This window comes from Streptomyces katrae (assembly GCF_000717655.1).
GTDB classification, from domain to species: domain Bacteria; phylum Actinomycetota; class Actinomycetes; order Streptomycetales; family Streptomycetaceae; genus Streptomyces; species Streptomyces katrae_B.
On the sequence record NZ_JNZY01000002.1, the window covers coordinates 175,927 to 187,979 of the forward strand.

11 protein-coding genes are annotated in these 12,053 nt (G+C 72.8%); 3 read left to right on the forward strand and 8 right to left on the reverse strand.

The window, feature by feature from the left end:
- Window positions 1-55: 55 nt before the first annotated feature.
- The 3 genes from IF09_RS0103040 to panB form a co-directional block, all read right to left on the reverse strand.
- Window positions 56-907 (reverse strand): ABC transporter permease, encoded by an 852-nt coding sequence (locus IF09_RS0103040; protein ID WP_030291565.1) that lies wholly within the window; start codon window positions 905-907, stop codon window positions 56-58.
- On the reverse strand, window positions 904-1,938 hold the full coding sequence (locus IF09_RS0103045) for an ATP-binding cassette domain-containing protein (protein WP_030291567.1): 1,035 nt from the start codon (window positions 1,936-1,938) through the stop codon (window positions 904-906). Before IF09_RS0103045 ends, IF09_RS0103040 begins: the two co-directional genes overlap by 4 nt.
- Before the next feature lie 122 nt (window positions 1,939-2,060).
- On the reverse strand, window positions 2,061-2,921 hold the full coding sequence (gene panB, locus IF09_RS0103050; RefSeq protein WP_030291569.1) for a 3-methyl-2-oxobutanoate hydroxymethyltransferase: 861 nt from the start codon (window positions 2,919-2,921) through the stop codon (window positions 2,061-2,063).
- 341 nt (window positions 2,922-3,262) lie between these two features.
- Between panB and IF09_RS0103055 the strand changes: the two genes are divergently transcribed.
- Entirely contained in the window at window positions 3,263-4,291 is a 1,029-nt protein-coding gene (locus IF09_RS0103055) for an endonuclease/exonuclease/phosphatase family protein (RefSeq protein WP_030291571.1), read from the forward strand.
- An 80-nt stretch (window positions 4,292-4,371) separates the two neighbouring features.
- Here the strand turns inward: IF09_RS0103055 and IF09_RS0103060 are convergent, their stop codons facing one another.
- The 4 genes from IF09_RS0103060 to IF09_RS0103075 all read right to left on the reverse strand — a co-directional run bounded on the left by IF09_RS0103060 (window position 4,372) and on the right by IF09_RS0103075 (window position 9,837).
- Window positions 4,372-6,126, reverse strand: a complete 1,755-nt coding sequence (locus IF09_RS0103060; protein WP_030291573.1) for an NAD+ synthase — start codon at window positions 6,124-6,126, stop codon at window positions 4,372-4,374.
- Between the two features lie 64 nt (window positions 6,127-6,190).
- Window positions 6,191-7,426 carry a DUF4352 domain-containing protein gene (locus IF09_RS41555; RefSeq protein ID WP_030291575.1) on the reverse strand — a complete coding sequence of 412 codons (1,236 nt, stop codon included), beginning with the start codon at window positions 7,424-7,426 and terminating at the stop codon, window positions 6,191-6,193.
- Window positions 7,427-7,550: 124 nt separating this feature from the next.
- Window positions 7,551-9,176, reverse strand: coding sequence for a multicopper oxidase family protein (locus tag IF09_RS0103070; protein WP_030291577.1), 1,626 nt, complete (start codon window positions 9,174-9,176; stop codon window positions 7,551-7,553).
- A gap of 112 nt (window positions 9,177-9,288) precedes the next feature.
- The gene (locus tag IF09_RS0103075; protein WP_030291578.1) at window positions 9,289-9,837 is read right to left on the reverse strand and encodes a hypothetical protein; all 549 of its coding nucleotides are present in this window, start codon (window positions 9,835-9,837) and stop codon (window positions 9,289-9,291) included.
- Between the two features lie 71 nt (window positions 9,838-9,908).
- Here IF09_RS0103075 and IF09_RS0103080 point away from each other — a divergent pair, with 71 nt between their 5' ends.
- Entirely contained in the window at window positions 9,909-10,619 is a 711-nt protein-coding gene (locus tag IF09_RS0103080) for a DUF998 domain-containing protein (RefSeq protein WP_037633805.1), read from the forward strand.
- Window positions 10,616-11,587, forward strand: coding sequence for an alpha/beta fold hydrolase (locus IF09_RS0103085; RefSeq protein WP_051832050.1), 972 nt, complete (start codon window positions 10,616-10,618; stop codon window positions 11,585-11,587). Before IF09_RS0103080 ends, IF09_RS0103085 begins: the two co-directional genes overlap by 4 nt.
- On the opposite strand, the gene IF09_RS0103090 is transcribed toward IF09_RS0103085, so the two are convergent.
- A complete protein-coding gene (locus IF09_RS0103090; RefSeq protein ID WP_030291584.1) occupies window positions 11,572-11,991 on the reverse strand; it encodes a CBS domain-containing protein in 420 nt (139 codons plus the stop codon). The two genes, IF09_RS0103085 and IF09_RS0103090, sit on opposite strands and share 16 nt — an antisense overlap.
- Between the last annotated feature and the right edge of the window lie 62 nt (window positions 11,992-12,053).

Here is a 12,053-nt window from a genome sequence, read left to right on the forward strand (position 1 = left end):
GGCCCCCGTGCGGGGCCCGTCCGGGACGCGATCCGGAACGGACCGTCGTCCCGGATCAGGTCTTCTGGCGGAACTTGCGGACGGCGAGCGGCATGGTGACCGCCGTGATGGCCACGGACCAGATCAGGGTCACCGTCACCGGGTGGGCGACCGCACCCCCGTTGATCAGGCCACGGGCCGCGTCGGCCAGGTTGGACAGCGGGTTGTAGTCCGTGAAGGTCTGCAGCCAGCCGGGCATGGTCGACGGCGGGGCGAAGATGGAGCTGCCGAACTGCAGCGGCATCAGGACCAGCATCGCCATGCCCTGGACGGCCTGCGCGGTCTTCATGGTGAGACCGAGCAGGATGAAGATCCACATCAGCGAGGCGCCGAAGACCGCCGACAGGCCGATGGACAGCAGCAGGTCGAACACCGAGGTCTTGATCGACAGGCCGAGCATGAAGCCCACGGTGAGCAGGATCGCGATCGCGACCATCATGCGGCCCAGCTCGACGACGATCTTGGCGATCAGTACGGACGACCGGGCGATCGGCATGGACCGGAAGCGGTCCATCACGCCCTTCTTGAAATCGTCGTTGACGCCGGTGCCGACGCCCATGGCGATGTTCATGCCCATCATGGCCATCAGGCCCGGCACGACGTAGTTGACGTACGCCTCCTGCTGGCCCTTGCCGGAGATCGCGCCGCCGAAGACGAACACGAACAGCAGCGTGAAGATGATCGGCATGAACAGGACGTCGAACATCGACTCGGGGTCCTGCTTGATCTGCAGGGCGTTGCGGCGCACCAGGGCGCCGATGTGCCGCAGGTTGGCGCGCAGGCCGATCCGGCCCTCGCCGGAGCGGTCGTCCACCGGGGCCGGAGCGGGCGCGGTGGGAACGGGCTTCGTCGTGGTTACGGTGCTCATGCCGCGACCTCCTCGGTCTTCTCGGTGGGAACGGAATCCTCGACCGAGGTGGGCCGGTGGCCGGTGATGGCCAGGAACACCTCGTCCAGGCTGGGCAGGTACGTGCCGAGGTCGGCGATCGCGTACCCCCGGGCGGCCAGCAGGCCGACCACCGCGGTCAGTTGCTCGTCGCTCAGGATCGGGACCAGCAGCACGCCCTCGTCCGGCACGGCCTGGGAACCGGCCACGCCGTCGAGCCCGGCCTCCGCCAGCGCGCGGGCCATGCCCGGCAGGTCGTACGCGGCGACGGGGCGGATCTTCAGGGTCCTTCCGCCGACCCGCGCCTTCAGCTCGTCGACCTTGCCGTTGGCGATGACCTTGCCCTTGTCGATGACCGTCAGCTCGCTCGCGAGCTGCTCGGCCTCCTCCATGTACTGGGTGGTGAGCAGGACGGTGGCCCCCTCGGCGACCATCCGCTGCACCTCGTCCCACACCTCGTTGCGGGTACGGGGGTCCAGGCCGGTGGTCGGCTCGTCCAGGTACAGCACGGCCGGGCGGCCGATCATGGAGGCGGCCAGGTCGAGCCGGCGGCGCATGCCGCCGGAGTAGTTCATCGCGGCCTTCCTGGCGGCGTCGGTGAGCGAGAACCGCTCGAGCAGCTCGTCGGCCCGGGACCTGGCGTCCTTGCGGGACAGGTCGAGCAGCCGGCCGATCATGTAGAGGTTCTCCCAGCCGGAGAGCTTCTCGTCGACCGAGGCGTACTGGCCGGTCAGGCCTATGGTGCGGCGCAGCTGCCGCGGCTGGCGGACCACGTCGTAGCCCGCGACGGTCGCGGTCCCGGCGTCCGGGACGATCAGGGTGGAGAGGCAGCGCACGAGGGTGGTCTTGCCGGCGCCGTTGGGTCCGAGGACCCCGAGGACGGTGCCCTCGCGGACGTCCAGGTCGACACCGTCCAGGGCTTTGGTCTCGCCGTAGTGCTTGACCAGTCCCCGGACCTCGACGGCGTTCGAGCCGTTCTGGGGATTCTTGTCGTTTCGCGTCATGGGCACCATGGGACCAGCCGCCACCGACAACGCACCGACAGCGAACCGACAGGCGACCGACAGGCGACCGACAGGAAGCCGACAGCCCGCCGACGACGCGTCGGCGGGCTGTCGGACGGGGCGCCGTTCGATCAGTGGAAGCTGTGCTCGGCCTGCGGGAACGTTCCGCCGACCACGTCCTCGGCGAAGGCCTTCGCCGCGTCGCCCATGGTCGCGCGGAGGTTCGCGTACTGCTTCACGAACTTCGGCATCTTCCCGCCGGTCAGGCCCATCATGTCGGTCCACACCAGCACCTGCGCGTCGCACTCCGCGCCGGCGCCGATGCCGACCGTCGGGATGTGCAGGGACCGGGTGACCTCGGCGGCCAGCTCGGCCGGAACCAGCTCCAGCACCACCGCGAAGGCGCCCGCGTCCTGCGCCGCCTTGGCATCGCGCAGCAGCTGGTGCGCGGCCTCGTCGCCGCGGCCCTGCACCCGGTAGCCCATGGCGTTCACGGACTGCGGGGTCAGGCCCAGGTGGGACATGACGGGGATGCCGGACTGCACGATCAGCTCGGTCTGGTGCAGCGAGCGCTCGCCGCCCTCCAGCTTCACGGCCCCGACGCCGGCCTCCTTCACGAGGCGGGTGGCGCTGCGCAGCGCCTGCACGGCGCCTTCCTGGTACGAGCCGAACGGCAGGTCGCCGATGACCAGGGCCCTGCTCGTGCCCCGTACGACGGCAGCCGACAGCAGGGTCATCTCGTCCATCGTCACGGGGACGGTGGTCTCGTAGCCGAGGTGACAGTTGCCCATGGAGTCGCCGACGAGGATGACCGGGATGCCGGCCTCGTCGAAGACGGACGCGGTCATCGCGTCGTAGGCGGTGAGCATGGGCCACTTCTCGCCGCGCTCCTTGGCGAGAGTGAGGTCGCGGACGGTGATCCGCCGGGTGCCCGTGCCTCCGTACAGGGTGGGGGAGGCGGCTTCGCGGGCAGGCGAAACGGCATGCGTCATTGCAACTGCTCCTTGATGTCATCTCGAGGCGCCCTTATCGGCGTCCCCGGACTCACCCACCATGGTGGCACCTGCCCGGGCCGTGGCGAAAGTGGCGCGAAGACCTGTGCGTCACACTCCTGGCTCACACCAGGACCACTCCTGGCCCCCTCATGGTCCCCTCCGCGGCGGTTCGGCGCGCGCGAGAGCCAATGTACGCGTTTCGTGACAAGCGGAACTCCGGCCACACGGCCGTTCGTCCTCCCGGACGTAGGGCCGGAACAACGGCACGGAAGGCTGCGTCCATCGCCTAGGGTCAAGGAGCGGGGACGGAGCGCAAGCACGGCAGCGAGGGCAGTGGCATGGCACAGGCGTACATGACGGAGACGGGGAACGGCGGCTCGGAGCCCGAGCCCTCCGGATCCCGCCTCCGGCGCCGGCTGGCCGGGCTGCGCAGAGACCGGGGCATCTGGCGGCGCGGGATCGTGACCGCGGCCCTGGCCGCCCTGGTCTCGCTGGTCATGATCTTCCACGCCGAGCTGCCGAACGACGTGGGCAACCTCGGCAGCCTCACCGAGACCTTCCTGCCCTGGCTGGGCCTGGCCGTGCCGCTGCTGCTCGTCGCCGCCGTGATCCGCAAGTCGGCGACCGCGCTGATCGCGATACTGCTGACGGCTGTCGTATGGGTGAACCTGTTCGGCAGCCTGGTCCTCGACAAGTCCGGCTCCGGCGGCAACCTGATGGTCGCCACGCACAACGTCGACGCCGACAACCCCGACCCGCGCGGCACCGCCGCCCGGGTCGCGAAGTCCGGGGCCGACGTCCTGGCCCTGACCGAGCTCAAGGGCGGCGTCGTCCCCGTCTACGAGGAGGCCCTGGCGGGTACGTACAAGTACCACTCCGTCGAGGGCACGGTCGGAGTGTGGAGCAAGTACCCGCTGAGCGCCAGCTCGCCCGTCGACATCAAGATGGGCTGGACCCGCGCCATGCGCACCACCGTGGCCAGCCCGTACGGCCAGATCGCCGTCTTCGCCGCCCACCTGCCCTCCGTCCGGGTCAAGCTCAACGCCGGCTTCACCGCCAACCAGCGCGACAACAGCGCCGGGGCCCTGGGCGCTGCGCTCGCCGCCGAACCGCTGAAGAAGGTCATCCTGCTCGGCGACCTCAACGGCACCATGAACGACCGCTCCCTGTCCGAGGTCACCTCGCAGATGCGCTCCACGCAGGGCGCGGCGGGCGACGGCTTCGGCTTCAGCTGGCCGGCCCAGTTCCCGATGGCCCGCATCGACCAGATCATGGTCCGCGGGATCACGCCGGAGGCCTCCTGGACCCTCCCGCGCACCGGCAGCGACCATCTGCCGGTCGCCGCGCGGATGACGGTGAAGAAGTAGGCCCGCAGTCCGCACTGGTTTCGAAAGGGGCCTCACCGCATCGGCGGTGAGGCCCCTTGTCCGAGCGGAGCCCGCAGCGGCTACGCCCGTTCGCGCCAGCCGTTCGTGATGGGCAGCCGGCGGTCCTTGCCGAAGCCCTTCGCGGAGATCTTCGTGCCCGGCGGGTACTGGCGGCGCTTGTACTCCGCCGTGTCCACCATCCGCAGCGTCCTGGCGACCAGCTCGCGGTCGAATCCGGCCGCGACGATCGCCTCCAGGCCCTGGTCGCGGTCCACGTACAGCGCCAGGATCGCGTCCAGCACCGGGTAGTCCGGCAGCGAGTCCGTGTCCACCTGGCCCGGGCGCAGTTCGGCGCTCGGCGGCTTCACGATGGAGTTCTCCGGGATCGGCGGGGTCTCGCCGCGCTCGGCCGCGGCCCGGTTGCGGTACTGCGCGAGCCGGAACACGTCCGACTTGTAGACGTCCTTGATCGGGCCGTACGCGCCCACCGAGTCGCCGTACAGGGTGGAGTAGCCGACGGCCAGCTCCGACTTGTTGCCCGGGGCCAGCACGATGTGGCCCTCCTGGTTGGACACCGCCATCAGCATCGTGCCGCGCAGCCGGGACTGGAGGTTCTCCTCCGCCAGGCCGGTCAGGCCGAGCGAGCCCATGTACGCGTCGAACATCGGCTCGATCGGCACCGTACGGAAGTTCAGGCCGGTCCGGTCGGCCAGATCGGCCGCATCGCCCTTGGAGTGGTCCGAGGAGTACTTCGAGGGCATCGAGATGCCGTACACGTTCTGCGCGCCGATCGCGTCGCAGGCGATGGCCGCGACCAGCGCGGAGTCGATGCCGCCGGAGAGCCCGATCAGGACGGAGCGGAACCCGTTCTTCTTGACGTACGCGCGCAGGCCCACGACCAGCGCGTCGTAGACCTCCTCGTCGTCGTCGAGGCGGTCGGCGTAGCCGCCGGTGACCACCGGCTCGTACGGCTCCACCGGCTCCTCGGAGAGGACCACGCGGTCGATCCGCAGGCCGTCGTCGACCACGCCCTCGGGCGCGTCGGCCCGCGCCGCGGGCAGGTCGAGGTCCACGAGGACGCAGCCCTCGGAGAACTGCGGGGCGCGCGCGATGACCTCGCCGCCGGCGTCGACGACGATCGAGTCGCCGTCGAAGACCAGCTCGTCCTGGCCGCCGATCATCGCCAGGTAGGCGAGGGTGCAGCCGGCCTCCTGGGCGCGCTTCTGGACCAGTTCGAGACGCAGGTCGTCCTTGTTGCGCTCGTACGGGGAGGCGTTGACGGAGATCAGCAGGCCGGCCCCGGCGGAGCGGGTGGCCGGGACGCGGCCGCCCTCCTGCCAGAGGTCCTCGCAGATCGCCAGGGCCACGTCGACGCCGCGCACCCGGATCACCGGCTGGGTGTCGCCCGGCACGAAGTACCGGAACTCGTCGAACACGCCGTAGTTGGGGAGGTGGTGCTTGGCGAAACGGAGGGCGACCTTCCCGCCGTAGAGCACGGCGGCCGCGTTCTCCGGGGATCCGGCGGGGCGGCCGAGCCGCGGGGCGGCCTTCCCGGAGCGGTCGAGGTAGCCGACGACGACCGGCAGTTCGCCGAAGCCCTCGACGGCGAGCCGCTCCGCGAGTTCGCGCAGCGCGGTGCGGGAGGCCTCGACGAAGGAGCCGCGCAGGGCGAGGTCCTCGACGGGGTACCCGGTCAGCATCATCTCCGGGAACGCCACCAGGTGGGCGCCCTGCTCGGCGGAGTGCCGGGTCCAGTGGACGACCGAGTCGGCGTTGGCGGCGAGGTTGCCGACCTGCGAGTCGATCTGATTCAGAGCGAGGCGAAGTTGAGGCACGGGACCCAGTCTAATCGTCTTTCTGACGCGATGTCCTGGGCCCCGCACTTCTCGTGCGCTTCCGTCAGCCGATCGAGCCGCTGAACTTCGCGTTGGGCATCATGATTCCGGGCGAGATGTCGGCGCTGATGCGCTCGGTGCCCTCGGGCACCTCGAAGGCCACGACCCCGCTGGCGGACTCGCCCGGCAGGATGTCGCCCTTGATCATCTTCGGGACGTCACCGTCGAAGACGAGCTTGGCGGTCATCCCCTTCTCGTCGCGGACGTTGGGCATCGCATAGATGACGTTGTGCGCGGCGGACGAGCCGTTGGTGATGGTGAGCGTCATCTCCACCGCGTTGCCCACCTGGGAGTACTTGCTCTTCGTGACGTACTTCTTCGGCGTCGAGAGGGTCACCTTGATGCCGTTCGGGTACGTGTACGTCTCGCCGAACGGCAGCGGGGTCGTCATGCCGGGAACCTGCGAAGGCGAAGGCATGGGCGAGGCCTTCGGGATCGGCGGCGTGCTGCGGCGGAGGTCGGCCGGGGGGTCCCAGTCGTCGTCGAGACGGTCGCCGGCCCGTTCGATGACGACGCCGGTGAGGAGGAAGCCGCCGACGGAGGCGCCGAAGCCCAGTACGGCGAGCACGGTGCCCACGACGGCCATCGTCTTGCGGCCGGCGCCGTCCGAGGCGCGGACGAGGGCGCCGATGCCGATGCCGATGCCGATCACGGCGAGGAGGGAGCCCAGCCAGAACACGAACGGGATGAGCCCGACGACCACGGCGGCGATGCCGATGACGAGGGCGGCGACGGCGAGGCCGTTGGCGGCGGTGGAGGGGGCGGGCGTGCCCCAGGGGTTGCCGGGGCCGGCGCCGGGGCCGGCGTGGGCACCCCAGGGGTTGCCGGGCGGCACGGGGGCGCCGAACGAGGGGGCCGGGGGAGCCGCGTACCGGGGCGCGGCCGGCGGCGCGAAGGCATCGGTGGGCGCGGGCGGCGCGAAGGCGTCGACGGGCGCGGGCGCGGGCGCGGGCTGCGGTGCGGGGGCCGACACGGGAGCCGGCACGGGCTCGGGCTGCGGTTCGGGCGTCGGCTCGGGCGCGGGGGCCGGCTCGGGCCGGGCTTCGGGGTCGGGCGCCGGCGTCGGCGCGGGCTCCGGGCCCGGTTCCGGCGTCGGCTCCGGCACCGGGGACTTCTGGAGCGACAGCGGCTGCGCCGGCTCGGGCGCGGAGGGCGCCGGGGCCGGCTCCGGTATGGGCGTGCCCGCGGGCTCCGTCGGCGGACCGGACGGGGCGCTGGGCGGGTTCGGGGGCGTGCTCATACCTGGCGGAAGTCCTCACGGGGGGTGGTGTGCGCGGTGATCACCAAGCCTGCCATGCGCCCCGTAGAGCTCCAAGGGGGTTTGGCCCCCGGCCCGCAGGCCGGGAGCCGCACCCCGCGGAGGGCTACCGCCGGTACCCCAGTACCGTCATCATCCCGGCCTCCGCGTGGTAGACGTTGTGGCAATGCACCATCCACAGGCCGGGGTTGTCGGCGTCGAAGTCGACCGTCAGCGTCCTGTCCGGCAGGATCAGCGCGGTGTCCTTGCGCGCGCCGCCCCGGCCGCCGCCGAGCGCGAAGGTGTGCCCGTGCACGTGTAGCGGGTGCCACATCGTCGTCGAGTTGTCGAACTCCAGCCGGACCCGCTCGCCGGCCTTCACCGGATGCCGCTGGTCGGCCGTGTACGGCTTGCCGTCGAAGGCCCAGTCGTACTTCTCCATCCCCCCGGTCAGCTTGATCCCGATCGTGCGGTCCGGCTCGCGCGGCGCGAGTGCGGCGGGCTCCGCGGCACGCAGCCGGTCCGCCGTCAGCGGCTTCCCGGCCAGCTCGGCGGGCCGGGTCGCGGCGGTGGGCGCCGCCCCCGCCCCCGTGCGCAGCAGGGCGAGCGCGGACGCCGGCCCGCCCTTGCCCTCCTTGCCCTCGGCGAGCGCGGTGAGCGGGAACACCCCGTCCTGCGCGGTGACCAGTACGTCGTACCGCTCGCCCATGCCGAGCAGCAGGGAGCCGGTCTTCGCGTGCTCCACCGGATAGCCGTCGGTGTGGGTGACCGTCAGTTCGTGGCCGCCGAGGGCGATCCGGAAGGCGGTGTCCCCGCCCGCATTGACGATCCGCAGCCGGATCCGGTCGCCGGGCCTGGCCGTGAAGACCGACGGGTCCTGCGCCGTACGCCCGTTGACCAGGTAGTGCGGGTACGCGACATCGCCCGGGTCCTTGCCGAGGACGTCGCTCTCCCCGCCCATGAGCAGGCGCGAGGGTCCGGCGCCGGGCGGGGTCTGCGGGGCCGCGCCGCCGTGGCCGGCGTGCCCGCCGCCCGACTGCATGTCCATGCCCTTGCGGAGCTCGGCCAGGACCGCGTCGGGGGTGGAGCCGTCGACTCCGTCGACCCAGTCGTCCAGGACCACCACCCACTCCTTGTCGTACGAGAGGGGCTCCTTCGGGTCCTCGACGATGAGCGGGGCGTAGAGGCCGCGGTCCTGCTGGACGCCCGAGTGCGGGTGGAACCAGTACGTCCCCGGGTCCGGGACGGCGAACCGGTACGTGAAGGACCCGCCCGGCGCGATGTCCCGCTGGGTCAGGCCCGGGACCCCGTCCATGTCGTTGCGCAGGGCGAGGCCGTGCCAGTGCAGGGAGGTGGCCTGCGGGAGGTTGTTGGCCAGGGTCAGGGCGAGGGTGTCGCCCGCGGTGACCCTGACCTCCTGGCCGGGCAGCCGGTCCCCGTACGCCCACGAGCGGACGGTGAGGCCGCCGCCGAGGTCGAGAGGGGTGGCGGTGGCGGTCAGCTTGACCTCGGAGACCGGCCCGGTGGCCTTGCGGGCGGCCTCGGCGGCCTGGACCTCGGGCCCGGCGGGGTCGACGTAACCGCCCGGCGCGGAGGCGGAGGAACCGCCGTGGTTCATGGAGCCGTGGTCCGGGCCGGCGCCGTCGGAGCCGTCGGAGCAGGCGGCGAGCAGCGCCGAACCGGCGAGGGCGGCGGAGGCGCCGAGAACGGCGCGGCGGGTGGGGTGGGCGGGACGGCTGGGAAGAGCGCGCATGGAAGCACCTCGTGGTGTGGTCGTACGAGCGGATGGGCGCCGTCTGCTGCCGCCGGCCGGGCCCTGCACGCGGGGCGCGTGCGGGCATGCGGGGGCGGCAGCCGGCCCGTCGCTATACGCGCAGTACCGCCAGCCGGGTGAGGAGCTCGCGGGGCGACGGCGGGTCGGGCCCGCCGGACCGGCCCGGCCCGCGGGCCGCGCCCCCGAGCGGCGCGGCGTCGCGGAGGCCGGCCGGTCCGGCGCCCAGGATCAGCAGGGTGAGCCCGCCGAGTACGGCCAGGCACACCGACATGGGGTCCGTGCCGGAGCCGGGCGGCGGGGCTTCGGCGGCGGGCCCCGGGTCGTGGGAGGCGTGCGTCGGGACGGTGGCGGAGACCGTGCCCGTGCCAGTGCCAGTGCCAGTGCCAGTGCCAGTGCCCGCGCCCGTGGCCGGGTGCGCGCTCGTGCCCGTCAGGCCGGCCGACGCGTGGCCAGGCGTGTGGTCGGCGGCCCGCCCGGCCGAGGCAACGGCGACGGCCGGAGCCGCGTCCTCCATGGTGTGGGACCGACTCGGATGGCCCAGGGTGTGCATGGTGACGATGCCCAGGAGCAGCGCAGCGAGCAGCAGCAGCCGGGGCCACCGGGCCGCTCGCCGGTCGGTGCGCAGGGCAGGGCGCGTCATGGGCGGAACCCTACCCCGGGTGGGTATCTGATCGTAGGACCGGGTCCGCCGTGTTGAGGATGATGCGCAGTATGTCCACAAGAGCCGAAAAGGGGTCGTTCGCGAACAGTGCGTGGCCGGTCGCCCTCCTCATCGGCCTGGGCGCCGCCGCGTACACCGCCTGGGTGCTCGAGGTCGTCCTCTCGACCGGCCTGAACCCGATCGAGACGTACGTCAGCGAGCTCGCCGCCCAGGACCAGCCGCTCGGCGGCCTGTTCCGGGCCACCGACTTCACCGCCGGGGTGCTCGCCTTCGCGGGCGGCCTGCTGGCCCTGGCCGGGCTGCTGCGCCGCGACGGATCCCGCCGCCCCTGGTCGGTCGCCGGCTGGGCCGGCATCACCCTCTTCGGCGCGGCCACCGCCGCCGATGCCTGGCTCCCGCTGAGCTGCACACCCACCGTGGACCCCGTGTGCGCGGCCCGGGAGACCGCCGGCCTGGTCCCGGCCACCCATCAGGCGCACGCCGTCAGCAGCAGCCTCGCCATGACCGGTGCCCTCGTCGGGATCGTCGTCCTCACCGTCGCCGCGCGCCGCTACCGCCGGCTCGCCCCGCTCGCCCGCTACGGGCCGGTCCTGGTCGGGCTGGAGCTGCTCGCCACCGCCTGGACCCTGTCCGCCATCGCGCTGTTCACCGCCGGGCGCGGGACCTGGGCGCTCGGGGCCGGGCAGCGGCTGCAGGTGCTGTTCGTCGCGCTCTGGCTGGGCCTGCTCGCGTACTCGGTCCACAAGGAGCGCCGCACATGACACCGCGGACACCGCGTACGACCACGCACGGCACCGCCGCCGCCCCGACCGGCCGCTTCGTGCGCGTGGACGGCGTCCCGCTGCACGTCGTCGTGGAGGGGAGCGGGCCGCCCGTGGTGCTGAGCGCCGGGCTCGCCATGGCCTGGTTCGACTGGGCCCCCGTCGCCGCCCTGCTCGTCGCGCACGGCCGCACCGTGGTCCGCTTCGACCGTCCCGGGCACGGCCTGAGCGCCCCCGCCCCTGCCCCGGCGACCGCCGCCGGGGAGGCCCGCCGCATCGCCGGACTGCTCGACGCGCTCGGCCTGCCCGGCCCGGTCACCGTCGCCGGGCACTCTGTCGCGGGGTTCCACGCCGAGGCCTTCGCCCGCCTCTACCCCGAGCGCACCGCCGCCCTGGTCCTGGTCGACACCAGCATCGAGGAGGACCCCCGTACGATCTGGCCCGCCGGGCTGCGCACCGCCGCCGCCCGCGTGCTCGGCCGGGCCCTGACCGCCACCGGACTGCCCGCCGCGTTCGGCCCGCTCGTCCGCCGCGCCGCCGTACGGGCCTCCCGCACCGGCGGCTGCGACCGCTCCCTGCCTTCGGCGGGGGGACCCCCGGCCGCGCGGGACCTCGTACGCCGCTGCTACCGCACCAGCCGGGTCTGGCGCGGCGCCCTGCTGGAGAACTCCCGCTACTCCGACACCGCCGCCGAGGTCCTCGCGCTGCGGACCGGGCGCCCGCCGGGCGTGCCCGTCACCGTACTCACGGGGTACGACGGCTCGGCCGGGCGGGGGGCCCTGCGCTGGTGCGAGCGCCAGGCGCGGCTGGCCGACCGGCTCGGCGCCCGCTTCGAGATCGCCGAACCCGCGGGGCACCTGGTCATGCTGGACCGCCCGGGCCGGGTGGCACGGGCGATCCTGGACGCTGCTGCAAGGGGGACGGGCGGGGCAGGCCGGCCGGACCGGCCGGGTCAGCGCCTCGCGTAGACCTTCTCCACGAAGCCCGCCAGCTGGTGCTCGTCGAGGTGCTGGGCCAGGTCGGCCTCGCTGATCATGCCGACCAGCTTCTTGTCCTTGATGACCGGGAGCCGCTTGATCCGGTGGCTCTCCATCTCGTCCAGCACGTCGGTGACGTCCGCGCCCGCGTCGATCCAGCGCGGGGTGCCCTTGGCGATGTCACCGCAGGTCATCTCGGACGGGTTCAGCCCCTGGGCCACACAGTTCACGACGATGTCGCGGTCGGTGACGATGCCGCAGAGCCGCTCGGTGTCGTCGCTGATGGGCAGGGCGCCCACGTTGAGCCGGCTCATCAGCTGAGCGGCCTCGTCCAGAGTGGCGGTCGCCGGGATCCACTGGGCCCCGGGGTGCATGATGTCTGCCGCGGTGGTCATTGCTTACCTCCTGCGCATGCCGGTGCGGCCGGGCGCGGATGCGCCCGCCTCGGCGCCCTCGG

What these genes read in the sequence shown, in the direction of transcription:
- IF09_RS0103045 (WP_030291567.1), bottom strand. Translation starts at nt 1,938, where the DNA reads ATGGTGCCCATGACGCGAAACGACAAGAATCCCCAGAACGGCTCGAAC.
- IF09_RS0103090 (WP_030291584.1), bottom strand. Translation starts at nt 11,991, where the DNA reads ATGACCACCGCGGCAGACATCATGCACCCCGGGGCCCAGTGGATCCCG.
- panB (WP_030291569.1), bottom strand. Translation starts at nt 2,921, where the DNA reads ATGACGCATGCCGTTTCGCCTGCCCGCGAAGCCGCCTCCCCCACCCTG.
- IF09_RS0103055 (WP_030291571.1), top strand. Translation starts at nt 3,263, where the DNA reads ATGGCACAGGCGTACATGACGGAGACGGGGAACGGCGGCTCGGAGCCC.
- IF09_RS0103075 (WP_030291578.1), bottom strand. Translation starts at nt 9,837, where the DNA reads ATGACGCGCCCTGCCCTGCGCACCGACCGGCGAGCGGCCCGGTGGCCC.
- IF09_RS0103040 (WP_030291565.1), bottom strand. Translation starts at nt 907, where the DNA reads ATGAGCACCGTAACCACGACGAAGCCCGTTCCCACCGCGCCCGCTCCG.
- IF09_RS41555 (WP_030291575.1), bottom strand. Translation starts at nt 7,426, where the DNA reads ATGAGCACGCCCCCGAACCCGCCCAGCGCCCCGTCCGGTCCGCCGACG.
- IF09_RS0103080 (WP_037633805.1), top strand. Translation starts at nt 9,909, where the DNA reads ATGTCCACAAGAGCCGAAAAGGGGTCGTTCGCGAACAGTGCGTGGCCG.
- IF09_RS0103085 (WP_051832050.1), top strand. Translation starts at nt 10,616, where the DNA reads ATGACACCGCGGACACCGCGTACGACCACGCACGGCACCGCCGCCGCC.
- IF09_RS0103070 (WP_030291577.1), bottom strand. Translation starts at nt 9,176, where the DNA reads ATGCGCGCTCTTCCCAGCCGTCCCGCCCACCCCACCCGCCGCGCCGTT.